Source organism: Janthinobacterium sp. P210006 (assembly GCF_036231885.1).
In the GTDB taxonomy this organism is placed as follows: domain Bacteria; phylum Pseudomonadota; class Gammaproteobacteria; order Burkholderiales; family Burkholderiaceae_D; genus Janthinobacterium; species Janthinobacterium violaceinigrum.
In genome coordinates, this window is the sequence record NZ_JAZARD010000002.1 from 441,468 (window position 1) to 464,722 (window position 23,255).

Consider the following 23,255-nt stretch of genomic DNA (forward strand, 5'->3'; position numbering starts at 1 on the left):
GTGCCAACGGGTTTGCCAACGAGCGCGGCCGCAGCACGCGGCTACGACGTCGTCATAGTCGGCGGCGGGGCCGCCGGCACTGCCGCCGCCCTGACCCTGGCCCGGTACACGGGCTTGCGCATCGCCTTGCTGGAAAAACAGCTGTTCGACGATTACCGGGCTGGCGAAACGGTATCGTCGTCCATCTTTTCCATGCTGGACTTCCTGGGCGTGGGACGCGACTTGCTGGACGGCGCCCAGCTGCCCGCGTTTTCCCACGCGGCCGCCTGGGGCAGCGCCGAACTGATGTCGCGCGACGCCGTGTTCAGCAGCCACGGCCACGGCTTGCACCTGGACCGCAGGCAGTATGACGCCATCCTGCTCGAACAGGCGCGCCAGGCGGGCGTGACGTTGTTGCGCCCGGCGCAACTCGTGCAGCTCGTGCAGCTCGAACACGGCGAGCCATGGCGGCTGCGCGTCCTGGCCGATGGCCAGGAAACGGCGCTGACGGCCCGCTACCTGATCGATTGCAGCGGCAAGCAGGCGGCCATCGTGCGCCAGCGCAAGCGTCCCATCCACACGGAAGACTCGCTGGTGGCGCTGTACGCCTATTATCAGCTGGCAGAAGCGCAATTCCTGCCGCACCGCACCCTGGTGGAAACGACGCCGCACGGCTGGTATTACGCCGCGCCCCTGCCCGGCGACCGCGTGGCGCTGGCCTTCATCACGGATGCCGATATCCTCAAGCGCCTGCGGCTCAAGGAATCGGCGCCGTGGCGCGACGTGGGCATGGACACGCGCCACGTGCGCGATATCCTGGCGCGCCTGCCCGCGCCGGACGCCCTGCGCCACTACGCCATCCACAGCCGGGTGGCGTCGCTGCCTGCGGACGAGAACTGGACGGCGGCTGGCGATGCGGCCGCCTGCTTCGACCCGATCTCTTCGCTGGGCATCGGCCAGGCCATGGCGTCGGGCATCCATGCGGCGCGCGTGGCGGAAGCCTACCTGGCGGGCGACCATGGCATGGCGTCGGGCTACCGGCGCAGCGTCTTCGCCTCGTTTGAAACCTATCTGCAGATGCGGCGCGGCTTTTACGGCGCCGAGCAGCGCTGGCCCGATGCGCCGTTCTGGCAGCGCCGGGCCGGCCGGCATGGCGCCGCCGCAGGCCTGCAGGCCTAGTCTTGCCGCTGCGGCAAGTCCGGGACGCCTGCGTCCCGGCCCCCATCCTGGCACCCCCGGCGAAAAAGTGAGCCAGGTCAAGAGTCCGCATGCCCGGCGCCCGTTTCCGGGCGAATTTCAGCCCCGCCTTGCCATTCGCACTATAATGTCGGCACCGCGTGCGGCAGCAATGGCGGCGATAGACGGTAACAATTTCGTGTGGAGGCCAGTACAATAGCGTCTGGGCCTACACAGGGTTTCACTTTTGCCAGCAGTTGCCAGCAACTAACCATTTTTTTGACCAGCCAACAAACACTATGAGTTCGATGAATGAAGAGCGCGTATTAAGCGTGCACCACTGGACGGATACCCTGTTCTCCTTTACCACCACGCGCGATCCGTCGCTGCGTTTCTCGAATGGCCATTTCACCATGATCGGCCTGCGCGTCGATGGCAAGCCTCTGCTGCGCGCCTACAGTATCGCCAGCGCCAATTACGAAGACCACCTGGAATTTTTCAGCATCAAGGTGCCGGGCGGTCCATTGACGTCGCGCCTGCAGCACTTGCAAGTGGGCGACACCGTCATCGTGGGCCGCAAGCCGACGGGCACCCTGGTATCCGACTACCTGCTGCCAGGCAAGCGCCTGTACATGCTGTCGACGGGCACGGGCCTGGCGCCTTTCCTCAGCATCGTGCGCGATCCGGACATCTACGAGCGCTTCGACCAATTGATCCTCGTGCACGGCGTGCGCCAGGTCGACGAGCTGGCTTACCGCGAGCTGCTGGAAGAGCATCTGCCGCAGCATGAATTCCTGGGCGAAATGGTCAGCGACAAGCTGCGCTACTACCCGACCGTGACGCGCGAAGACTTCCGCAACATGGGCCGCATCACGGCACTGATCGAGAACGGCAAGCTGGCCGAAGACCTGGGCTTGCCAGAACTGAATCCGGCCGAAGACCGCGTGATGATCTGCGGCAGCTCGGACATGCTGCGCGACCTGAAGGAAATGCTGGAAGCGCGTGGCTTCAAGGAAGGCAATACCTCGACGCCTGGCGACTTCGTCGTCGAGCGCGCGTTCGCCGAGAAGTAAGCGACATCGCTCCCGGGGCCCGGCCCCGCCGCTACCTGCGGCGGCGCCGGGCCTTTTGCATGTCAGCTGGCGCCAGGTCCGCGGGCCGCAGCCGGTGTGCCCCGCTGGTACTGCAAGCCGTTCATGAAGCGCTGCACGGGCTGAAACGCGCTGCTGAGGATATCGTCGTGCGCTGCGTAATAGCGCGTCTCGATCTTCAGCAAGCCCAGCACGGTCGCATCGAGCTTGTCGGTCTGATACGGCCGGCTTTCCAGCGCGGCGCGCGCGGCCGTCGATTGCGGCGCTTGCTGGTTATTCCAGATCAGCATGGGAATTTCATAGCCGCTCTTGTCCGAGGCGGAATGGCCCGCATGGTTGCGGCTGTAGCCGACTTCCTGCCCATGGTCGGAGACAAACAGCAGCGAGGCGGCGCGGCCGGACTTGGCTTTCTCCGCCATGCCGATCAGGGTACCCAGCACGTAGTCGCCATAGCGGATGGCGTTATCGTACTCGTCGCGCTGGTTGCGTATCCAGCTGGACCGGCCCTGGCTGGCCATTTGCGCGCTGACGGCGTCATGCGCCTGGTCGAAATGCGAAAAGCGGCTGGGATAGCGCATGTCGTAGCTGGGATGCGCGCCCAGCAAGTGCACGACGATCAGCTTTTTGGGCGCCGTATCGGCCAGCGCGTGGGAAAACGGCTGGAACAGGTTGCCGTCGAAATTGTTTTCGCCGCGGCCAGTGCCATAGTTGATGAAGTCGCTTTCATCCGCCTCGCCCGCCAGCAGCCCGATCCAGCCGTCGTTGCGCGTCTGGTTCGACACCCAGAACGTCTTGTAGCCGGCCGCCTCGGCCAGCATCAGCAAATTCGGCTTGGCCATCCACGCATCGGGGTTGCCGATGTCGGCCGGCGTGAGCATGGTCATCATCGATTCCACCGTGCTGGACGCGGGCGAAATCACGTCATTGAATACCAGCAGCTTCGAGCGCATGGCGTCGAGCTGGGGCGTGGTGTCGCGCGGATAGCCGTACAGCGACATCGAGGCGCGGTTGGTGCTCTCGCCGATCACGAGGATGACGGTGCGCGCATCTTCGCCCGCGTACTGCACATTCCAGTCGCGCGGCGCGGCCATGGCCGCCGTCAGCGCATGCTGCATGGATTTCATCGCCTCGAGCTGCGCGCTGTACTGCTGGTAGCGCAGCGGCCAGAACAGGGCAGGATTTTCGCGCCGCATGGTGGTATTGACGTGCAGGGACACGAGAAACGCGGCCATGAAGACGGCAAAGCCCTTTTGCGCCAAGCCCGGCGCCGCACTGTCGCGCCCCATCTGCCAGCGCTGCAACCGGCGGTCGGCCAGCAGCACCGCCGCCGTCACGAGCACGAACCAGGCGGCCGCTTGCGCCAGCGCGACGCTGTTGTGCAGGAAAAACTCTCCCGTTTCGGCTTGATCTGTCGCAAACATGGCTTGCAAAACTGCATTGGGATTCGGCCGCATGCCAAAATAGCCGCGCAAGAAGCCCTTGACGGCGGCGTCGAGGTAAAACACGGGCACCACGACGCGCAGCAGCACGGTGAATGCGCCGGCACGGCAGCGCCACGCATGCAGCACGCTGCCCGCGCCCAGCAGGAACGCGGCCAGCAAGACGCTCAGTTTCAGGTATTCGTTCGCGCTTAATTGATCGAAAAGAAAGAAAAGCAGCAGGCCGGCAATGCTCAACAGGACACGGCAAAACAGAATCAGCATGGAGGCGGCAAAGAGTAGGTATTGAACAGGGGCAGGCCCGCGCGGACGGGCCAGCGATTGTAGCGCAGTCGCCGGCAATATGTGCCCCATTTCTGCGCTGCGCACCGTGCCGGCACGGCAGGACTTTCGCGCGCGCTCCTGACAGAAATTGTCAGTACTTTTTATTATGCTTTCGGCACCAACAGGCTAGCCAGCCTGTACTATTGATATCACCACCTGCGACAGGACTTTTCATGACACGTGCCATCACCATTCTGACCGAGAACTTTGCCGACTGGGAAACCGCCCTGATCAACTCCACGGCGCGCCTGTATTACGGCTTCTACACGCAGTTCGCCACGCCGGGCGGCTTGCCCGTCACGTCGTCCGGCGGCATGCTGGTCACGCCGCAACTGGCGCTGGAAGCCATTTCGCTCGATGAGCTCGACTTGCTGATGGTGTGCGGCGGCAGCCACTGGCAAAGCGGCAAGGCGCCCGACCTGGGTCCCTTGCTGCGCGCCGCCCGCGACAAGGGCGTGGTGCTGGCCGGCATCTGCGACGGCACGCGCGTGCTGGCGCAGGCTGGCGTGCTCGACACCGTGCGCCACACCTCCAACAGCGCCGACAACCTGATCGATGCCGGCTATGGGGGCGCCGCCCTGTACCAGGACGTGCCCTGGGCCGTGGCCGACCAGCGCGTCATCACGGCGCCCGGCACGGCGCCCGTCACCTTCACGGCCGAAGTCTTGCGCGCCCTGGGCATCGATGACGAGAACCTGGCCGCCTACCTGGCCCTGCATGGGGCCGAACACGGCCAGGCTGCCAGGTAAGGCGTCCACCCGGCTGGCCGCTAATCGGCGGCCAGCACGCGCAGGCGCTCGGTGGCGTGCGTATTGCCGGGGTCCAGCTCCAGCGACCGCCGGTAATGCGTGACGGCCAGCGCCTTCGCGCCGCCCGCCTCGTACGCTTCGGCCAGGCTGTCGTGGCCGTTCGCCCCTTGCGGATACAGTTGCACGCCCAGCGCGAAGACGGCAACCGCCTGTGTCGGCTGCTGCCGGCCCAGCAGGCGGTAGCCCCAGGCATTCAAGTCGTCTTCGCCGGGCGCTGACAGCCCGTGCTGGCGCCGGATGGCCGCCAGTTTCTTGTCCAGCCCGTCGAAACCCGCGCTGGCCGCTTGCTGGCGCAGCAAGTGCGCGGCATACGCGCCGCCGCGCTGCTGGCGCAGGGCAGGAACGTAAAAGCCGGCGACAGTATCGATCAGCTGTTCCGGCTGGCCGCCGGCCAGGTTGCTCAGGATAATGACGGCCAGCTCATCGTTCGGATACACATAAAAGGCCGAGCGGGCGCCGCCGATACCGGCCACGGCCCGGTGGCCATCGCGGCCGATGGTGGGCCAGCCCAGCGCCCACGCTCCCGGCTTGCCATCATTCAAGCTGGTCGGCTGCCACAGCCGTTCCAGGCTGGCGGGTGCCAGCAAGCGGCCCGACTGCAGCGCGATCAGCCAGTTGGCCAGCTCGCCCGCATTGCTGTTGATGCCGGCCCCGGCCCGCATGAACACAGGGAAATCCTCGATCACATTGCGGTAGCCCTTGCCGCCCCGGTTCAGCACATAGGAACTGGCCTTGTTGGCGACCACATCCTTCGCGTCGCCGAAGCCGCTGTGCCGCATGCCCGCCACGTCGAACTGCCGGCGCTGGACGAATTCGGTAAACGGCTGGCCGCCTTGCCGCTCGATCAATTGCGCCAGCAACACATAATTGGTCTGGTTGTAGCGGTAGCGCTCGCCAGGCCTGGCTTCCACTGGCAGCGCCTGCACGGCTTTCCACGCTGCATCGGCGTCGTCCGGCTGCGGCCCCACCAGCTTGCCGCTGCGCTGGTCCAGCACATCGGGCAAGCCCGATGTATGGTTGAGCAGCTGGGTCACTGTCACGGCCTGCCAGGCTGGCGGCAAGCCCGTCAGGTATTGGCTGACGGGCGCAGCCAGGTCGATCTTGCCCTGTTGCACCAGTTGCATCACGGCCACACCCGCAAACGCTTTCGTGGCCGAATTGATGGAAAACAGGCTGGCATCCGTCACGGGCACCTGGTATTGCAGGCTGGCCAGGCCGAAATTGCGCGATAGCACAACCTTGCCACGCTGAATCACTGCCAGTTGCAAGCCAGGAATCTGGCGCTCCTGCATTTCGCTGCGCACGAAGGCGGCAATGTCGCGCTGGGCCTGGTCTTGCTGCTGCACGGCCGGCAAGGCGCCGGCGCCCATGGCGGCTGCCGGAAACGCCGCGGCGAGCGCCACAGCCAGGGCAACGGATGAAAAATGAACACGCATCGTACGGCTCTCTCTCGTAATCTGGATCATGCTGGGCAAGCGGGTCTGCCGCGCTGGCGGCGCCCGGACGACAAAGCGCCGCATATCCAGCCAAGCCGGACATGCGGCGCATGGCGGCCCCGACGGGCCACTATTGCAAAATAGCACTATTGCAAATAAATGTATATACGCGCAGCAAGCTGCCTGCCTAGGTCAGGGCGCCCTCCCCTTGCCGCCTGGGCGCCGGTTCAGGGTCCAGCGCGCCCAGCAGCGGCGGCAGTACGCAGCGCTGCAGCATGGCGCGGTGCGCCAGCGCGCGTTCCAGCAAGGCATGCGTTTCCTGGCGCAAGCGGTCGACCAGGGGATCGCGTCCCACGTCGTCCGCCTGGCGGCCGGCACGCGCCGCCAGGGTGGCGCGCAAGCGGGCGCGCGCCGCATCGGCACTGAGCTGGCCTGCCTGCAGCATGGCGGCCACGGGCGGACTGAACTGGTTGCCTTGCCCACTGCTGGCCAGGCTGGCCTGGCTGGACAGATAGGCGGCCAGGCGGCCCGAGGTCCAGATCAGGCTCAGCGTTTCCGACATGGCCGTTTCGGCCAGGCCCGCCAGCGCCATGAACTGGATCAGGCGCGCCACGCTGCCGTCGAGCGCCGCCAGTTCCGCCTTCGCATCGGCCCCGATGCGGCCGTTGTACTGCGCGATCCAGCGCTGCTGCACGGGGTGCATGGCGCGCTGGATCTGCACCAGCAGGCTATTGCCGATGATCAGCAACTGGCTGTCGACCACCTGCCCCGCCACCAGGCGCAGCTGCGCCACTGGCTGGCGCGCGCCGCGGAAAGCCACCCACAGCGTGACTTGCCCCTCGTCGCTGACGAGCGACAGGTCGGCCACGCGCAGGACGTGGGCCACGGCCAGCACGCGCTGCAGCTTGACGGCGCGCCAGCCCAGGCTGGGGCTGGTCAGGAAACGCGACAGGCTGCCCAGGTGGCTGGCGCGCTCGGCCAGTTGCGTTGCGGCCACGCTTTCCATTTCCAGCTCGGCCAGGTCCAGCACGGGCACGGCGTCGAACATCAAGCCATGCAGCAAGGCCGCGTCGCCCAGCCGGCCCGGCGGCAGCCGCCAATCCTGGCTGCCCTGCACGGGAATGATGGCGCGGCAGCGCGCTGCCAGGCCGGCCAGCGCCTGCACGTAGTCATCGATCAAGCCGTCGAGGAACGGCTGGTTGTCGGCAAAGTCACTGAGAAAGCCCTGCAGCGTTTCCGACGGTGCCACGATCAGTTCATCCAGGTCGGCAATCATGCCCTGCGGATGGTCCGAGAACTGCATCAGGTGTTCGGACACCCACAGCAGCCGGCTGGCCACCGTCTTGCCATAGGCGGCAGAAAAATACACGCGCTGGCTCGCTTCCTCCGCCCCCGTACTGCGGCGCACATAGAAATCATGGCAGTCGCCGATGCGGTTGATGCTCACCTGCCCCGCCTGTCGCGTCGCCACGCCGGCCGGCAGCGGCCAGGTCTGCAGCCAGCTGCTGTCGAGCGTGTCCTCGAGCCGGCGGCGCGGCAAGCCCAGCAGCTTGTTGCGCACGCCGTTCACCAGGCGGTTGCGGTAATCGGCCAGGCGCGCGGGGTCGTCGGCCAGGCGGGGGCCGTCGGCCGCCGCTGCCGTCGCCGCGTGCAGGTTTTCCGTCTCGGCATTGGCGATGGCGATGTCCATCGTCGCATAGTCGTCCATCAGGCTCACGGTCATCATTTCTTGCAGGTAATGCAAATCGCTGCCCAGCCTGTCCTCGATCAGGTCGAAACGGCGCTCGACGCTGTCGAAGCCCCGCTGCATGGCCAGCAGCACCTGGCCCGTGGCTTGCCGCGTCTCGGCGCGGCCGGCGGCGAAGCCTTCGTCCATCTGCGCCGACAGTTCCGCCATCTGGCGCCCCAGTTCGCGGCCCAGGCCGTCGATCTTGTCCTCGATGCCGTCCAGGCGGTTGTAGATGCCGGCCTGCATCGACGCCAGCTGCTGCGACATGGCGGCCAGGCTTTCCTGCAAGGCCTTGCCCACCGCTTCGATCTGCTTGCTCAAGGCCTTGTACATTTCCTCCATCGGATCGGGCGGCGGGCCGAAAATGGCGCACTGCACGATATTGAAGGCAGCCATGCCGATGGAAAACATCATGGAAATGCTGTCGCCGCCCTTGCCGATCGAGCCCAGCCCCTGCATGGCGCGCATCTGTTTCCAGCCATAGGCGATGGTGGCCACGGCGATGCCGATCTGCACGATGCGGTTTGCCCACGTCAGTATGGTCTTGGCCACTTCCGCAAACTTGCCCGAAATCACGCCCTTGTCGTGCAGCCAGTCGAGCGCCGAAGCGCCGTAATGGGCGATGCTGTCGGCCAGCAGCGCATAATCCTGCATCTTGCTGATCTTGCGCTGGGCCGCCTCCAGCTGCCCCTTGAGCTTGGCCTGCTGCTCCAGCTGGCGCAGGCGCTGCGGGTCCATGTCGCGCTTGCGGCGCAGGCTGTCGACTTCGCCGATCGCCTTGCTGCGCGCGGCCACCGCGTCCTTTTCCACGCCGTCGAGCCGCACATGCTCGTGCTCGAGCGCGTCGTCGTACAGGTCGTCGGGCAAGCGCTGGTCTTCGCTCATGCCCGCCGGCAGCTTGACGTCGATGCCCGCCTTGCGCAGCTCGGCCGCCGACAAGCTGAACGGCTTGTTTTCCAGGTCCCTGACCAGCTCGCGGCGCGCCCGCGTATTGTTCAGGGTCGCATCGGCCTGGGCCGCGTTGCGGGTCAGCTCGTCGATGCGCGCCGTGTATGGGCTCTTCAGCAGGCGCTCATCTTCCTGCGCCTGCAGCTTGCTGTCGACCAGCATATTGTTTTGCCACGTCTGCACCATGAATTTCATCTGCGTGGCGCGCACGCTCTGTTCCAGGCGCCGCCGGCGGCTGGCTTCCTCGTCGATGCCGGGCACGGGAGACGTGTCGGCCGGGTCGAGCACGCGGCGCACGGGGGCATTGCTGCTGCGCGCGGGCAGCGGCGTGACGGCGTCCGTCTGTTCCGGCAGCGCCACCGGGTCCTGCGCCAGATACGGCGGATCTTCCGCCCAGCTGAACCACTGTTGCGCATAGGCATTCACATCGCCTTGCGGTATCCACGGCGCGGGCGCGCGCAGGGCCAGAAAGGCGGCCGCGGCGGGCAAGGCCAGGACGGCTCCCTGCGGCGTCGTGCAAGACCACAGCAGCAATTGCTGCATGGCCAGGCCGGCCATGGCCGGACCGCCGGAAAATTCGCCCAGGGCCGTGTACGGGTCCTGCACGGCCGCCAGGTCGGACACGACCAGGCGGCCCGCGTCCAGTTCCTGCTGGTGATAGGCGCGCACGGCCGTCCCCATGCCGCCGATCAGCGCATCGGCAGCCGCTCCCATGGGCGCGGCCATCCACGGCGCCATCACCAGCAAGGCCGTCACTTCGTTCGGCAAGGCCCGCTTGGCAAGGTCGGTGCGCAGCACGGGATCGTCCCAGCCGTTCGGCGTCAGGGCATCGCGGCCTGCCTGCATCAGCATGCGATAGTGGGCCGGCGCGCGCTGGGCCAGGCTTGCCTGCGGTTCACCGGCAGGCGCCGGCCAGCCCAGCTCCACCAGCGCGGCGTAATGCAGCAGCGCCTGCTCGTAGACGGCCGGTTCGCTGACGACGCGGTAGGCGTCGGGGCGCTTGGGCCGCGCGGCGGCGGCCACCAGCTGGCGGCATTCCTGGCGGCGCCACGGCCGCACCTTGTCCGCCGCCGTCCAGATGGCATCGATGGCGGCAATGAAGGCGTCAGGGTCCGCATGGCGCTGGCCCAGCAGCTGCACCAGCACCTGCCGCAAATCCTCGCCCACGCCCTCGGCCTGCTTGCAATCGTCGGCCCGGGCGCCGTCGGGCACCAGCACATGCATCAGGCAGGTATCGCCCTCCCCGCGTGCGGCCGCCAGCAAGGCGTCATCGATGGCGTAATCCTGCACCAGGTGCTGCACTTGCCGCGCCGTCTCCGGCAGCACGGGCGCCAGCGCCGTAGCGATCAGGGTGGCGATGCGCGGATTGTCGCTGAGGAAGGCCGCCGTCGCGGGCGCGATCGGCGCGCCCGCCAGCGGCAGGTCGGGCAGCAGATACGGCGTGCTGGCCAGCAGTTCCGGCGGCAGCAAGGCGGCCAGCACGGGTTCGTTCAGCAAGGCGCTCGTGCGTTCGGCGTTGCCGCCGCTCCACAAGGGCGCACCGGCGGCCGTCAGCTGGGGCACGATGGCGCAGTGCTGCGCGCGCAAGGCCGTTTCGGCCAGGCTTTCCTGGGCGCCGCTGGCCCCATCGGTGGCCTGCAATTCGGGCGGCGCGCCTTGCGCCAGTGCCTGCGCCATGCCGGCCTGGTTGCCGGCGGCAGCCAGATGATGCAGCCAGGAACGGCCGTCGTCGCCGTCGCGCCAATTCCAGCTGGACTGCAGGCCCGCCTGCGCACGGGGCCAGCCGCGCGCCGCCAGGTAGCGCAGTGCGCGGCCCTTGGCGATCACCACGTCGCCGTTGTCCAGCACGGCGGCCGCGTCGGCCGAACGACTGGAACTGAGGCGCTGCAGCATCACATAACCACTGCCGCGCCGGCCCCAGAACATGTAGGCGCCGTCGCTGATGCTGACAAAGCCGCCCTGCGGCAGCGGCAGCAGCGCGCGTCCCACCTGCTCGCCGTCGCTGAGCGCGGCCCAGGTGGCCGCCTGCGGCCGTTCCGGCTGCAACGCCGCCGGGCCGTAGGCCTGGTAATTGCCATTTGCCGTCAGGGCCGCCACGGAACCGTCGGACAAGGCGCTCAAGAAGGCGATGGCGCCCCAGTCTTCCCTGCCGGAACGGGGCACGGCCGCCTGCAAGGCCAGCTTGCCCCCATCGATCTTCCACAAGGCCACCGATGGCAGCTCCGCGCTGCGCGCCGCACCGCTCAGCAGCAAACCGCCCGGCAGCGCGACGAGCGCCGTTGCCGCCAGCGGCATGGGCGGCGACACCTGCCAAGCCTGCTCGCGCAGGGCCGGCGCCGTGACGGTGCGCAGCGCCGCGCCGTCAAAGCACAGCGCCTGTTCGCCCCAGCCGGCCAGCAAACTGCCCGCCTGCGGCGCCAGCCCCGTGGCGATGCGCTGCACGGGCGTCGTGCCGTCTTGCGCATCGATGCGCGCCAGCTCGCCATTTTGCTGCAATGCGAGCAGGCGGCCCGAAGGCAAGGCCAGCAGCGCGACCACGGGAGCGGCCAGGTGCCAGACGGCGCGCGCTTCCCACTCCCACGGCGCGACGGCGCGGTTGGGCGCCATGATCTGCACGGCGCCGTCCGCCAGGGCCAGCGCCAGGCGTCCGCCCGGCAGGGCCGCCATCGCCAGCACCTCGGCGCTCACCGCCATGTCGCGGCTGGCCAGCGGCGCGCCATAGTCGCGGCCCGCGCTCCACAGGGGCCGGGCCGGCAGTGCCGTGCCTTCCCTGGCCGCGCGCCGGTACAGGCTGGAATCGGGCAAGGCCAGCAGTTCAGGCTGCGCAGCCGGGCGTTCCTGGCGCAGTTCGTCGCCGATGGCGCGCAGCAGCGAGCGCGGGTCGCTGGCCGGCAAGTCGCCGGACAGATCCCAGGCCATGACGCCGCCCAGCGATTCCGTCTTGGCATAGCGGATCTTCTCGCGTATCGACGCGGGGTCGTCATACGTCACGGAAATGGCCGGCTGGCCATCGCGCGCCGGCACGTACAGATACGGTGCGCGCGCCTTCGGGTGCAGGCCGGGCGCCACGAAATTGGGAAACTTGTCGGAGCGGCTGCCCAGCTTCATCTGCCCGGCGATATGGCTGTACAGATAGGTGCCGGGCTGGTCGGAAAACTGCCCTTCGGCTGGGCCGTCCGTGCGGCAATTGATGCCCAGGCGCGCGTCCGGATCGCGCTGGGCGCCCGCTTCCGGCACCACTTTCACGCCGCGCCCGTAGATGGGCAAGCCCAGCGACAGCTGCTGGCGCGTGAAGCACAGGCGGTCGGCGTAGTCCAGCATGGTGGCGAGCGTCTCGCGCACGCCGCTCGGCTGTTCGCCCGCGCCCGCGTCCGAAGCTGGCAGCATGGGCGCGTTGAAGTCCGAATAGGTAAGCCAGGGCCCGCCGTAGTCATACGTCATCATGTGGATGGTGTCGACCAGGCGTCCGATGGGGCGCCAGTAGGTGTCGCTGCCGGACGGCACATCTCCGCTGTCGATCAGGCGGATCTTGGCCGCCGCGGCCGGCGAAGCGATGCCCAGGTAAATCCTGCGCTTGTCGGGATTGAAACTGGCGTTGGCCTCGGCGGCGCGCAGCGCCTCGAGGATGCGCACGTAGGCGGGACCGTCGTCCTTGCCCGGATACTCCCAGTCGATCTCGATGCCGTCAAAGCCCATCAACACCACGGTTTGCACCATGGCCTCGGCAAAGCGCTGCGCCTTGACGGGGTCGTTGCCGACCATGCTGAACAGCTCGGCGGCAGGCTGGATCTTCTGCTGCAGCGCGGCCGCCAGCGCAAACTGGATGCGCACGCTGTCGTCCGGCCGATAGGCGCTGCGCGCGCCCGAACCGAAGGTCTCGCTGCCGATGGCGCCCCCCACATTGGCCCAGAGGTTATTGAGGTAGGTGGGCACGAGGACCGTGGACCAGGCAAAGCGGGTGGGCGTCGCACTGGGCTGCACCACGCTGCCGTTCATCGTCAGCGGCGCCCACAGGCGATAGTACATTTCGACCACGGCCTGCCCTTGCCGGATGCGGTACACGCTGATCGTGGCATCCTTGTTCAGCGGCTCGGTCCGCGACGCCGATTCCAGCATTTCGCGCACGCTGAAGCAGTCGCACACCTCGAATTCCAGCACCTTGGGCCAGCCGCCCACGATCAGGTGCACTTTCAGGTCGGGATTGAGCTGCTTCATGAATTGCAGCGAGGACAGCTGCCAATCGTCGCCCCAGTGGTCGGAACTGGCGGGCGTGCCATCCTGATTGATCGTGAACATGCCGTACGACAATTCATTGATGTTCTGGAACGGCACGTCGCGGATGAAGACGTCGCGCTGGTAGCCGAAATAGTTCGCGTAATAGCCGAGCGAGCGGCGCGAAAAGGCGGCGGCCGTCACGAGGTCGCGGCAGGATTGGTCGATCACGCGGCTGCGCTTGTCGCCCATGCTGGCCTGCAGCAGGTCGAGCGGCACGTCCAGCCAGTCGTTGCTGCCGTCAAACTGCACGCGGATCCCAGGCAATCGGGTCAAGCCATCGATCGAGGAGCGGCACACCAGGTATTTGAAACTGCTGACATACGACAGGTCGCGGCCCAGGTTGGCAGGAATCACGGCCGGCTTGCGCAGGTAGCGCACCTGGTAGACAAATTCCGGCATGCCGCTCATTGCCAGGCGGCCCGCCTGTTCCGTGCCGACGCTGACCACGGCCGCATAGCCGCCCGCCTTGCTGATCGCCATGCGCGTATATTCCGCCGGATGCTCTTCCGACGAGGCCAGCGCGCCCCATGGCGCAAAGAACTCGTCCGTGGCGAACAGCGCCTGTTCGTCCAGCATGCCTTCGTGCTTGTTCATCTCGGCCAGGAAATACTCTTCCTTCTTCTGCGGCCAATCCCTCTCGTCGATCTTTTTCGCCGTCATGATGGCGTCGAGGCTGTTTTTGCCCGTGACGGTACCGACGGCGATATTCATGGTAATTTCCAGCTTGGCAATAGCGAGCTCCTGCTGGCTGGTGTTCAGCAACACGATCGTGTCGACACCGTTACGCTTGTGGAACTGCCATTTCAATCCGTATTCTGCGGTAGACGTTTTCATCTCGGCTCCGTTTCCAGGGAGATTAAGGAAATGAAAGTCTATGCCACGGGCAATATTTAAAACTGAGCAAAACTTACATCGGCGGCCTACTCTTGCCCTTCCAGCCACACGTCCTCATACCCTTCCCGGTCGAGGATGAACTTGGCGCCGCTGGGCAAGGCCAGGTAGTCGAGCACCTGCGGCAGCATCTCCTGCAGGTGCTCCGCGTGCAGGGGCTGGTAAAAGCCGCTGGCGTCGTCGTGCTGGCCGCAGTGGATGAACCAGCTGATGGTGCCGTTTTCCGGTAGCTCGATGCGCGTGCCGTAGATGGGCGATTGATCGAGGCTGCCGATGGCCAGGGCCACCATGGGCTCGGGCGCCTGTGCCGGCAAGCCGAACTTGTCGCAGATACGTTGCTGTGTTGCGCTGATCGATGCAGTCATATCGCTTTCAGGATCCGATGTAGTGGTAGTGGAGGCGCAGCGCGCCATCGTGATTGGACATTTCCAGGTGCAAGGTCGCTTCGCCCCGCTTGCCATCGGCCAGCAGCAGGCATTCCAGGCCCAGCGGTCCGGCATCGGTGGCGTACACGTCGACGGCGGGACGACCGCCCTTGCCCGGCACGAAGGCCTGCTCCAGCGGCGCCAGGGACAGCGCTTCGTTGGCCGCAAAATAGCTGTCGAGCATGTCGACGATCTCGTCGGCCACGCCCGGCGACAGGCCCCAGTCGCGTTGCAGCGCAACAGGATCGCGCCGGTCCAGCGTCCGCACGAAGGCGGCGGCCTGCGCATATGCCTGCTGCCGCAGGCTGTCCGTCAAGGCCATTTCCATAGCTCACTCCTGCCTTATCCATTCAACAGGCGCCATTATAGTGCGTGCCGGCTGGCATTGGCGCTGCGTTTGCCATGATAATCGCCCACATGCACCGCGATAGTGCAGCGCAATAATCAATCGGCCTTCCGCTCATTTAAAACCGCACCATGATTATTTATCGCACCGCAATAACTTTTTATTCCACGTGACATTTGGTGAGTATCTGCGGAAGATAATCGTAAATACGATTCATTTTCAAGTTGACGCCTATTTATTCCGGCGCTAATATCGAATGGCCATATACCATGGCATACAACGCAAGCAGTACTTAACCATCACAAGAGGATAGTACAATGCAAAACCAACCAAAATTGTTCGCATTCAAACTGGCTGAGAAACAGGAACAAAAACCGGCAGTGCCCGCCACCGCCTGGAAAGTGCGCGACGGCGTCGCCGTGGCCGGCTGCACCGCAGTCGGTACCAATGACCAGTACCGCGATTCTTCGCGCTTCCAGCCAAACGACCGCGGCCAGTATTGCTGATACTCGCGGCGCATTCACCCCGCCTGGCGCGGGGTTGCATACCATCCCATCCATTAAAACTGGCGCGAATTGCGGCGCGGCTATTGCGTGCGTGCCGGATTCATATGCGGGATATCGTATTTCCAAAATGGCCGGCCATTCGCTGATGCAATATTGGCCTGAAATAGGCATTTGAAATGCACGCCATTTTCCGGCAGCGGCTGTTAACCATCACAAGAGGATAAAAACATGCAGAAGCAAAATCAAACAAAATTGTTCGCATTCAAGCTGGCAGAAAAGAAAGAACAGGAAAAACCGGTCCTTCCTGCGCCCTGGAAGGTGCGCGATGGTGTCGCCGTGGCCGGCTGCACGGCAGTCGACAGCGAAGAGCAATACCGCTATTCGCGCATCGGTTCGAGCGACGGCGGAGAGTTTTGCTGATCTTTGCTGACCTTTGCGCCAGCTGAAAGCCTTGCCACGGCAAGGCTTTTTCATCTTCCCTTACGCAGGCTCCCTACATGCACAAAAAGGTTTTGATTATCAGCCATAGCGGCGACCTGCACGCCGACCTGGTCGAAGCCATCCTCGCCGAGCGCGGCCATGCCCCTTTCCGTATCGATCTCGACGCCTTTCCCCGCGATTACCAGCTGTGCCAGCGCCTGCTGGACGGCCAGGCCCGCTCCCGGCTGCGCCGCCTGCCCGACGGCGACTGGCTGGACCTGCGCGCAGTAGGCGCCGTCTGGCTGCGCAAGGCCGCCGACTATGCCTATGCCAGCGCCAACCTGACGCCGCAGGAACGCGCCTATGCACAGCTGGAAACGGAGCAAGCCATCTTCAGCGTGCTGTACACACTCGATTGCTACTGGCTCAGCCATCCTCTGGCCCTGCGCGGCGCGCAATGGAAGGGCGAACAGCTGGAACGGGCTGCGCGCATGGGCTTTCGCGTACCCGCCACCGTGATCAGCAACGTGGCCGACGACGTGCGCGCCTTCCGCAGCGCCGTTGGCGGCCCCATCATTTTCAAGAGCATGTCCACGCCCAGCCTGGCCGCCGAGACCGTCGATGCGGCCGAGCGCATCAGCGGCGGCATCGGCACCACCATCGTCGACGACGCCATGCTGGAAAACCTCGACGCCGTCGGCGAACTGAGCTGCCAGTTCCAGGAATACATCGCCAAGCAATACGAGCTGCGGATCACCGTCATCGGCAAGCAGCTGTTTGCCGCCTGCCTGTATTCCCAGGACGATGCCCGCACGGCCATCGATTCGCGCGACATGTCGGCCCCCATCCGCTATGAAGCGGCGGCCTTGCCCGAGGAAATACGGCAGCGCTGCCTCGATTTCGTGCACAGCTATGGCCTCGAATACGGCGCGCTGGACCTGATCGTCACGCCCCAGGGCGAATACGTTTTCCTGGAAAACAATCCTGTCGGTCAATTTTTATATGTACAACAACTGGTGCCCGCCTTGCCCATGCTGGAATGCGTGGCCGACACCCTGATCGAAGGAGCGCTATGCCACAGCCAGACCTGAGCCTGCTCCCGCTGCGGCTGCGCGAACTGGAACAGCAGCGCGACAGCCGGGCCATCGTGCTGGCCGCCTCGCACCTGGACATGGAGCTGCTGCCCGCCCTGTACGAGCTGTGCCAGGGAATCGGTCCCGTGGCACGGCTCGACGTGGTGCTGCACGGACGGGGCGGCATCGTCAACGCGGCGCGCCGCATCGCCATTCTGCTGCGCCAGCATGCGCGCCACCTGAGCTTTATCGTACCCTTCCACTGCCAGTCGGCGGCCACCCTGCTGGCCCTGGGCGCGGATGACATCATCGCCGGCGACCTGGCCCTGTTCTCGCCCATCGACCCGCAGCTCGAAGGCGCGGACGGCGGCGCCTTTTCCAGCCTCGACATCAAGGTCTTCGGCGACATGGCGCAGCAATGGTTCGGCGTGGATGCAGCCGACGCGCGCCAGCAATCGCTGTCCCTGCTGTGCGGCAGCATCTTCCCCCCTTCCCTGACGGCCTTTTACCGCACCACACTGGAGCTGGCGCAGATCGGCGAGGAATTGCTGGCCTGGCAATTGCCCGATGCCACACCCGAGGCGCGGCGCGCCATCGTCGCCCAGCTGGTGACGGGCTACCACTCGCATAACTATGCGCTGACGCGCGAGGAACTGGCCCGGCTGGGCCTGAACATGGCGCGCGATGCCCACGCCGAACGGCTGGGCTGGGCCATTTCGACGCAATTGCAGGCAAGCATAGGAGGCGCCCTGCGCAGCGCGCCCGACGAACCATGGACGGACGCCCTGCTGGCCTCGCGCGACGGCGTGCAGCTGCGGCACCAGCGTCCGGGCGGCTACGCGCCCGTATGGAGCACGCCAGCGGAGTGCGCATGCTGACGCCGCTTTTGGCCCCGTCCTTGACTGCCTTGCTGCCCCAGGTGGCGCGCTGCTGCATCGCCTGGCTGCTGCTGGCGGCGGGCGTGGGCAAGCTGCGCAGCTATGGCGCCTTCCGCAACAACCTGGCCACCTCGTTCGGCGTGCCGCCTGCCGCCGCCACGGTGGCGGCACCGGCCCTGGTGGCAGCCGAGCTGCTGCTTGCCGGCTGGCTGCTGGCCGGCGGCGCGGATCTGCCCATGCTGCTGTCGTTCTTGCTGCTCGGCACGCTCACCGCCGTGCTCGCCTACCGCTATTTCACGCACAGCGTGGTGCGCTGCAGCTGCTTCGGCGAAGCGGCGCGGCCCGTCTCGCAGTACGACCTGCTGCGCAACGTGCTGGTGGTCGGCATCAACGGCGCCTACTTTGCCTTTGCGCCAGGGGCGGCTCTGTCCATGGCCACCAGCGTACTGGCCGCCGGCCTGGCGGCCATCGTGTGCGTGGCCACCATTTCCCTGCACGACATCGCCACCCTGGCAAAGGCCGACTGATGGATTCCACCACATTGCAATGGGTACTGGCGGCGCTGGCGTTTGCCGTCGCCGGCAATATCTGGCTGACCCTGGCCGTGCTGCGCGCCAGCCGCCGCGAACGTATCACGCCGGCGACGCTGGTGCCGGGTGAGCCCCTGCCTGCCGTGCAAGCCCGTCCGCTGGACGGCAGCCCCCCATTTCAGCCGGGCGCGGCCGGCCAGGCCACCGTGCTGCTGTTCCTGGCCAGCCGCTGCCCGAAATGCGGGGAAAAGCTGGCCGGCGTCGAACAGCTGATGCCGCTGGCGCGCGAAGCGGGCCTGGCCCTGTGGCTGCTCAGCGAAGAGCCGCCCCGCCGCTTGCGCGCCTTCTTGCCCAGCAACAGCCTGCGGGCGGCCACGGCGCGCCTTGCGCTGCGCGACTACCGGCGCGTCAATCCCCTGATGAGTTCGCCCTCGTATGTCTTTGTCAATTACCAGGGACAGGTGGAAGCGGCCGGCCTGATCGGCGACGAAGACTGGCTGGCCCTCGTCGGGCAATTAAACGCCGAACCGGCACAGGAGCGCGCCGCATGAGCCATCTGAACATCGCTCCCCACCTGGAACGCCTGCGCCTGCTGTATCCCGTGCGCTGGCGCATCGCCGCCGGCCTGCTGTGCATGGCCCTCACCGTGGGCGCGCAGCTGGCCTTCCCGCAAGCCATCGCCTATTTCATCGACAACGTGGCCGCCCTCACCAAGCGCGGCGTCACGCCGGGCATGGTGGCCGCCATGCTGGCCTTCAGCGTGCTGTATGCGCTGGCTTCGGCCGCGCGCTTCTACCTGCTGCAATCGGGCGGCCACATGATCGTCATGGGGGTGCGCCGGCGCCTGTTCGACGTGGTGATCAACCAGCCCATCGCCTTTTTCGACAAGCACCATGGCGGCGAGCTGAACAGCCGGCTCACGTCCGACGTGTCGGCCCTGCATGAAAGCCTGACCATCGGCGCGGCCAATGCCCTGCGCTCGCTGTGCGTGTTTGTGGGCGGCATCGCCATGCTGCTGCAGCTGTCGCCCATGCTGAGCCTGCCGCTGGCCCTGTTCATTCCCATCAGCCTGTATCTGGGCAAGCTGTCTGGCAGCAATTACCGGCTGCGCGCACGGGCCATTTCCGCCAGCCTGGCCGCCAGCGGCAAGGTGGCGCAGGAGTATTTTGCCCATGCGCGCCTGGTGCAAGCGTTCAACCAGCAGGGCGGCGCCATGGCCCGCTATGCGCAAGCCATGCGGCAACTGCTGGACGTGTCCCTGGCCGGCACGCGGCTGCTGGCCGTGTTCCAGGGAGCGCAGGGGCTGCTCGCCTTCGTTGCCCTGCTGACCACCCTGTGTTTCGGCGCGCACCTGATCGGCCAGGGGCGCCTGAGCGTGGGCGAGCTGACGGCCTTCGTCATCTATGCCAGCATGGTGACGGATACGGCCGGCTCCATCAGCGAATTCTGGAACACCTGGATGCGCACCATGGGGTCGACCGACCGCATCTTCGACATCCTGCGCAGCCACCGTCCCGTGCCCGAATCGGCGCCGCAGCCGCCGCTGGCGGGCCATATCGCGCTGCGCGAAGTGCGTTTCGCCTACCCCGAGCGCACGCAGGTCACGGCGCTCGACGGCGTCAGCCTGGCCATCCGCGCGGGCGAAAAGATCGCCCTTGTGGGCGCCTCGGGCGCGGGCAAGTCCACCATCGCCAGCCTGGTGCTGGGCCACTACCAGCCCGACGCGGGCAGCCTGCAGTTCGACGGCATCGATGCGCGCGTGCTGGGCGTGGCGCAGCTGCGCCGCCAGATGGCCGTGGTGGAGCAGGAACCGGCCCTGTTTTCCGGCAGTATCGCCGACAATATCGCGTTTGCCGTGCCGGACCGCCAGGTGACGCGCGAAGAGATGCTGGCGGCGGCGCGCCTGGCGCATGCGCACGATTTCATCACGGCCTTCCCGGACGGCTACGAGACCCTGGTGGGCGAACGGGGCGTGCAATTGTCGGGCGGACAGAAGCAGCGCATCGCCATTGCCCGCGCCATCCTGCGCGCGCCGAAGATCCTGATCCTCGATGAAGCCACCAGCGCGCTCGATGCGGCCAGCGAACAGCTGGTGCAGCGCGCCCTCGATACCCTGATGCAGGGGCGCACCACCATCATCATCGCCCACCGCTTTTCCACCATCGTGAAAGCGGACCGCATCATCGTGCTGGACAATGGCAGGATCTGCCAGCAAGGCACGCACGCCCAGCTGCTGCGCGCGGGCGGCCAGTATGCGCGGCTGATGCAGCAGCAGCTGTCGCAATTCCAGCAGTTGCATGACAGTACGGCAACGCTGTAAAGTAGGACACGATGAAAAGAACCTGTCATGGCAGTTGCCACTGCGGCGCCGTGCGCTTCGCGGCCGAGATCGACCTCGCGGCGCCCAGCCTGCGCTGCAACTGCTCCTATTGCCTGAAAATCCGCTGCTGGGCCAGCCAGGTGCCGGCCACGGCCTTCCGCCTGCTGGCCGGCGAGGCGGACTTGAGCGAATACCGCTTCGGTGCCGGCCGCGAACGCCACTATTTTTGCCGCCACTGCGGCGTGCGCCTGTTCGGCCGCGGCGACTCCGCCCGCAGCGGAGCGTTTGTCGGCATCGGCGTCAACTGCCTGGACGACGTGTCGGCGGCCACACTGGCCCAGGTACCCGTCACCTTTGTCGATGGCATGCATGACGAGTGGAATGTGCCGCCGCAGGAAACACGGCATCTGTAGGGGCGGAACGACGGCGGATATAGGAAATGCGGGGCGCCGCGCCGCGGGCCGCCAGATAAGCATGCGCACCCCGTTGTCTGGATCGGCATTCTGGGCGATAATTACGCCCATGAACGATACCACCACCTTACCCCCATTGCCCGATCGCCTGTCGATCGACCCCAGCAGCCCTTACCACGTTGCAGCCGTGTTCGAGAACGACGTCGGCATCCGCTTCAACGACAAGGAACGTCTTGACGTGGAAGAATATTGCATCAGCGAACGCTGGATCAAGGTCGCTTCCACCAAGTCGCTGGACCGCCGTGGCCGTCCGCTGCAGATCAAGCTGAAGGGCAAAGTCGAAGCGTTTTACCGCTAAGCAACACATTCAGCCGTCATCGGGGCCGATTTTCATCGGCCTTTTTTGCGTCCGCCGCTTTTCGCTCAGGCGTGGCTGCTGACGAGCCCTGCCGCGGCCGCCATGGGCAGCCACAGCATGGCGTCCGCCTGCACCTCGTCCAGCGTCCTGCCGCCCGCGTGCGCCGCCTGCCGCGCGCACTGCGCCAGCGGCGCGCCGCCGTCCAGCGCCTGCAGCCAGTAAAACTGCCATGGCTGCAGCTCCTGCATGACGATCCGGTAATGCATGCGTGAAATGGCAACAAAAGCGGGACTGGCCTGCGGCTGGGCCGGCACGGCGTCGCCGGACGCGGCCTGCGCCTGCTGCCAGTAGTCGCACAAGGGGAACGACAAGGCCAGCAGCCGCGCGCACGGCGCCAGACGCCATTGCTGCAACGGTCCCAGCAGCAACTCCAGGCCGGAAGGCAGCATGGGCGGCGCCAGCTTTTCCAGGCCGGGCGCCCTGCCCGCCTCGCTGCGCGCCCGTTCCAGCCGCGCCAGTTCCACGGGGAAACGCAAGGCCTCCTGCCGTTCGCCGGCGTCACGCTGGCTGGCGGCGAGAAAATCGGCAAAGCCGCCGCCCAGGTCATGCAAGGTCGCGGAGGCGGACGGGTAGCGCCAGACATAGGCGCGGGCAAAGAACGCAAACAGCTCGTCGCCCATGACCTTGCGCAAGACGGGATAGTCGGCTTGCAGGCATTCGAGCAGGCGCTGCACATAGCCGTCCGCATGGATATGCAGCGGCGCCGGCCCGCCCCTGGCCCGTTTCAGCACTTGCTCCTGCGTCAATCCATGGCGTTCGCCGGCCAGCTGGGCGCCCCGCGCCGCGCCGCCCGGCGCCGTCATCGCCGTCAGGAACCACGCCTGCAGTTGCGCCAGCGGCACGGGGGCGTCGCCAGCGCCGTCTTCAGCTACGTCAACCTCGCTGCCGGCGGCGCTACGGTGCATGGGCAGCCTCCAGGTGAAATCCCAGCGGCGCCGATACGGCGCCCGCAGCGCCGGCCATGGCGGGCGCCGCATCGGCGAATTCTCCCCGTTCTGCCGCGCGCGCCTTGCCCAGTTCGGCCAGCATCTGCGGGTACGGGGGGATGTCGGCATCCCATTCCAGCAGCGCCGACACGCCGCCCGTCAACTGCTGCGCCAGCGCGTACAGGCGCCACACGGCGGTCGGCACGGGGGCGTCGTGGGTGTCGATCAGCACGGCGCCGCAGACGGTGGGGCCGGCCAGGTGGATCTGCACGATGTGCGCGTGCGGCAGCTGGCGGATGTAGTGGGCCGCGTCATAGCCATGGTTATGCGCGCAAACGTGGACATTGTTGACGTCCAGTAAAAGTCCGCAACCCGTGTCTTCGGCCAGGCGGCCCAGGAACTCCCACTCCGGCATGCTGGACTGGGTAAATTCCACGTAGCTGCTGGGGTTTTCCAGGACCAGGGGACGGCCCAGGAACTCCTGCACCTGGCGCACCCTGCCCGCCACGTGGCGCAGGCTGGCCTCGTCCAGCGGCAGCGGCAGCAAGTCGTGGCTGTTCAGCGAGGCGGCGCCCGTCCAGCACAGGTGGTCGGAAATCCACGCGGGGCGTATCTCCCCGGCCAGTTGGCGCAGCTGACGCAGGTAGGCAAGATTGAGCGGATCGCTGCTGCCGATCGACAGCGAGACGCCATGCATGACGATGGGCACCTGCGCCGCCACCTGCTCCAGCACATGGCGCGCATAGCCATGGTTGTCGATGAAGTTCTCGCTGATGATCTCGAACCAGTCCACCTGCGGCCCGTGGCGCAGGATGTCCGCATAGTGCGGCGGACGCAGCCCCACGCCCAGGCCCAGGTTCGGCAGGCCCAGGCGCGGCGGCACGTCATGCATGGCGCGCGGCA

Annotated in this window: 19 protein-coding genes; 12 read left to right on the forward strand and 7 right to left on the reverse strand. The window is 66.4% G+C overall.

Annotation, left to right across the window (positions count from 1 at the left end; translation table 11 throughout):
* Positions 1–1,158: a tryptophan 7-halogenase gene (locus VPH41_RS10410; protein WP_328570513.1), complete on the forward strand. Its 1,158-nt coding sequence runs from the start codon at positions 1–3 to the stop codon at positions 1,156–1,158.
* Between the two features lie 296 nt (positions 1,159–1,454).
* The gene (locus VPH41_RS10415) at positions 1,455–2,228 is read left to right on the forward strand and encodes a ferredoxin--NADP reductase (protein WP_152280938.1); all 774 of its coding nucleotides are present in this window, start codon (positions 1,455–1,457) and stop codon (positions 2,226–2,228) included.
* Positions 2,229–2,290: 62 nt separating this feature from the next.
* Here the strand turns inward: VPH41_RS10415 and VPH41_RS10420 are convergent, their stop codons facing one another.
* The gene (locus VPH41_RS10420) at positions 2,291–3,949 is read right to left on the reverse strand and encodes a phosphoethanolamine transferase (protein WP_328569938.1); all 1,659 of its coding nucleotides are present in this window, start codon (positions 3,947–3,949) and stop codon (positions 2,291–2,293) included.
* Positions 3,950–4,182: 233 nt separating this feature from the next.
* Here VPH41_RS10420 and VPH41_RS10425 point away from each other — a divergent pair, with 233 nt between their 5' ends.
* The gene (locus tag VPH41_RS10425; RefSeq protein ID WP_152280936.1) at positions 4,183–4,758 is read left to right on the forward strand and encodes a type 1 glutamine amidotransferase family protein; all 576 of its coding nucleotides are present in this window, start codon (positions 4,183–4,185) and stop codon (positions 4,756–4,758) included.
* Positions 4,759–4,778: 20 nt separating this feature from the next.
* Here VPH41_RS10425 and VPH41_RS10430 read toward each other — a convergent pair whose 3' ends face one another.
* The 4 genes from VPH41_RS10430 to VPH41_RS10445 all read right to left on the reverse strand — a co-directional run bounded on the left by VPH41_RS10430 (position 4,779) and on the right by VPH41_RS10445 (position 14,850).
* On the reverse strand, positions 4,779–6,254 hold the full coding sequence (locus VPH41_RS10430) for a serine hydrolase domain-containing protein (RefSeq protein ID WP_328569939.1): 1,476 nt from the start codon (positions 6,252–6,254) through the stop codon (positions 4,779–4,781).
* A gap of 187 nt (positions 6,255–6,441) precedes the next feature.
* Positions 6,442–14,040, reverse strand: a complete 7,599-nt coding sequence (locus VPH41_RS10435) for a glycosyl hydrolase family 18 protein (protein ID WP_328569940.1) — start codon at positions 14,038–14,040, stop codon at positions 6,442–6,444.
* An 86-nt stretch (positions 14,041–14,126) separates the two neighbouring features.
* Complete coding sequence (locus VPH41_RS10440; protein WP_152280933.1) at positions 14,127–14,462, reverse strand: immunity protein Imm33 domain-containing protein; 336 nt, start codon at positions 14,460–14,462, stop codon at positions 14,127–14,129.
* A 7-nt stretch (positions 14,463–14,469) separates the two neighbouring features.
* The gene (locus VPH41_RS10445; RefSeq protein ID WP_328569941.1) at positions 14,470–14,850 is read right to left on the reverse strand and encodes a hypothetical protein; all 381 of its coding nucleotides are present in this window, start codon (positions 14,848–14,850) and stop codon (positions 14,470–14,472) included.
* A gap of 335 nt (positions 14,851–15,185) precedes the next feature.
* Here VPH41_RS10445 and VPH41_RS10450 point away from each other — a divergent pair, with 335 nt between their 5' ends.
* The 9 genes from VPH41_RS10450 to VPH41_RS10490 all read left to right on the forward strand — a co-directional run bounded on the left by VPH41_RS10450 (position 15,186) and on the right by VPH41_RS10490 (position 21,366).
* The gene (locus VPH41_RS10450; protein ID WP_152280931.1) at positions 15,186–15,374 is read left to right on the forward strand and encodes a hypothetical protein; all 189 of its coding nucleotides are present in this window, start codon (positions 15,186–15,188) and stop codon (positions 15,372–15,374) included.
* A 228-nt stretch (positions 15,375–15,602) separates the two neighbouring features.
* Entirely contained in the window at positions 15,603–15,794 is a 192-nt protein-coding gene (locus VPH41_RS10455) for a hypothetical protein (RefSeq protein WP_328569942.1), read from the forward strand.
* Between the two features lie 77 nt (positions 15,795–15,871).
* The gene (locus VPH41_RS10460; RefSeq protein ID WP_328569943.1) at positions 15,872–16,885 is read left to right on the forward strand and encodes an ATP-grasp domain-containing protein; all 1,014 of its coding nucleotides are present in this window, start codon (positions 15,872–15,874) and stop codon (positions 16,883–16,885) included.
* Positions 16,867–17,745 carry an SDH family Clp fold serine proteinase gene (locus tag VPH41_RS10465; protein WP_328569944.1) on the forward strand — a complete coding sequence of 293 codons (879 nt, stop codon included), beginning with the start codon at positions 16,867–16,869 and terminating at the stop codon, positions 17,743–17,745. The genes VPH41_RS10460 and VPH41_RS10465 overlap by 19 nt, the downstream gene beginning before the upstream one ends.
* Positions 17,739–18,272 carry a MauE/DoxX family redox-associated membrane protein gene (locus VPH41_RS10470; RefSeq protein ID WP_328569945.1) on the forward strand — a complete coding sequence of 178 codons (534 nt, stop codon included), beginning with the start codon at positions 17,739–17,741 and terminating at the stop codon, positions 18,270–18,272. Before VPH41_RS10465 ends, VPH41_RS10470 begins: the two co-directional genes overlap by 7 nt.
* Positions 18,272–18,826: a TlpA family protein disulfide reductase gene (locus tag VPH41_RS10475; protein WP_328569946.1), complete on the forward strand. Its 555-nt coding sequence runs from the start codon at positions 18,272–18,274 to the stop codon at positions 18,824–18,826. Before VPH41_RS10470 ends, VPH41_RS10475 begins: the two co-directional genes overlap by 1 nt.
* Entirely contained in the window at positions 18,823–20,595 is a 1,773-nt protein-coding gene (locus VPH41_RS10480) for an ABC transporter ATP-binding protein (protein WP_328569947.1), read from the forward strand. The genes VPH41_RS10475 and VPH41_RS10480 overlap by 4 nt, the downstream gene beginning before the upstream one ends.
* An 11-nt stretch (positions 20,596–20,606) precedes the next feature.
* Positions 20,607–21,008 carry a GFA family protein gene (locus tag VPH41_RS10485; RefSeq protein WP_328569948.1) on the forward strand — a complete coding sequence of 134 codons (402 nt, stop codon included), beginning with the start codon at positions 20,607–20,609 and terminating at the stop codon, positions 21,006–21,008.
* Positions 21,009–21,117: 109 nt separating this feature from the next.
* Positions 21,118–21,366, forward strand: a complete 249-nt coding sequence (locus VPH41_RS10490; RefSeq protein WP_010398340.1) for a DUF3297 family protein — start codon at positions 21,118–21,120, stop codon at positions 21,364–21,366.
* Positions 21,367–21,431: 65 nt separating this feature from the next.
* Here VPH41_RS10490 and VPH41_RS10495 read toward each other — a convergent pair whose 3' ends face one another.
* Positions 21,432–22,331, reverse strand: coding sequence for a DNA-binding domain-containing protein (locus VPH41_RS10495; RefSeq protein WP_328569949.1), 900 nt, complete (start codon positions 22,329–22,331; stop codon positions 21,432–21,434).
* Positions 22,321–23,244, reverse strand: a complete 924-nt coding sequence (gene bufB / locus VPH41_RS10500) for an MNIO family bufferin maturase (protein WP_328569950.1) — start codon at positions 23,242–23,244, stop codon at positions 22,321–22,323. The genes VPH41_RS10495 and bufB overlap by 11 nt, the downstream gene beginning before the upstream one ends.
* Positions 23,245–23,255: the final 11 nt, after the last annotated feature.

What these genes read in the sequence shown, in the direction of transcription:
- VPH41_RS10475 (WP_328569946.1), top strand. Translation starts at nt 18,272, where the DNA reads ATGGATTCCACCACATTGCAATGGGTACTGGCGGCGCTGGCGTTTGCC.
- VPH41_RS10490 (WP_010398340.1), top strand. Translation starts at nt 21,118, where the DNA reads ATGAACGATACCACCACCTTACCCCCATTGCCCGATCGCCTGTCGATC.
- VPH41_RS10445 (WP_328569941.1), bottom strand. Translation starts at nt 14,850, where the DNA reads ATGGAAATGGCCTTGACGGACAGCCTGCGGCAGCAGGCATATGCGCAG.
- VPH41_RS10495 (WP_328569949.1), bottom strand. Translation starts at nt 22,331, where the DNA reads ATGCACCGTAGCGCCGCCGGCAGCGAGGTTGACGTAGCTGAAGACGGC.
- VPH41_RS10460 (WP_328569943.1), top strand. Translation starts at nt 15,872, where the DNA reads ATGCACAAAAAGGTTTTGATTATCAGCCATAGCGGCGACCTGCACGCC.
- VPH41_RS10440 (WP_152280933.1), bottom strand. Translation starts at nt 14,462, where the DNA reads ATGACTGCATCGATCAGCGCAACACAGCAACGTATCTGCGACAAGTTC.
- VPH41_RS10430 (WP_328569939.1), bottom strand. Translation starts at nt 6,254, where the DNA reads ATGCGTGTTCATTTTTCATCCGTTGCCCTGGCTGTGGCGCTCGCCGCG.
- VPH41_RS10425 (WP_152280936.1), top strand. Translation starts at nt 4,183, where the DNA reads ATGACACGTGCCATCACCATTCTGACCGAGAACTTTGCCGACTGGGAA.
- VPH41_RS10450 (WP_152280931.1), top strand. Translation starts at nt 15,186, where the DNA reads ATGCAAAACCAACCAAAATTGTTCGCATTCAAACTGGCTGAGAAACAG.
- VPH41_RS10470 (WP_328569945.1), top strand. Translation starts at nt 17,739, where the DNA reads ATGCTGACGCCGCTTTTGGCCCCGTCCTTGACTGCCTTGCTGCCCCAG.
- VPH41_RS10455 (WP_328569942.1), top strand. Translation starts at nt 15,603, where the DNA reads ATGCAGAAGCAAAATCAAACAAAATTGTTCGCATTCAAGCTGGCAGAA.
- VPH41_RS10435 (WP_328569940.1), bottom strand. Translation starts at nt 14,040, where the DNA reads ATGAAAACGTCTACCGCAGAATACGGATTGAAATGGCAGTTCCACAAG.
- VPH41_RS10415 (WP_152280938.1), top strand. Translation starts at nt 1,455, where the DNA reads ATGAGTTCGATGAATGAAGAGCGCGTATTAAGCGTGCACCACTGGACG.
- VPH41_RS10465 (WP_328569944.1), top strand. Translation starts at nt 16,867, where the DNA reads ATGCCACAGCCAGACCTGAGCCTGCTCCCGCTGCGGCTGCGCGAACTG.
- VPH41_RS10485 (WP_328569948.1), top strand. Translation starts at nt 20,607, where the DNA reads ATGAAAAGAACCTGTCATGGCAGTTGCCACTGCGGCGCCGTGCGCTTC.
- VPH41_RS10480 (WP_328569947.1), top strand. Translation starts at nt 18,823, where the DNA reads ATGAGCCATCTGAACATCGCTCCCCACCTGGAACGCCTGCGCCTGCTG.
- bufB (WP_328569950.1), bottom strand. Translation starts at nt 23,244, where the DNA reads ATGCATGACGTGCCGCCGCGCCTGGGCCTGCCGAACCTGGGCCTGGGC.
- VPH41_RS10420 (WP_328569938.1), bottom strand. Translation starts at nt 3,949, where the DNA reads ATGCTGATTCTGTTTTGCCGTGTCCTGTTGAGCATTGCCGGCCTGCTG.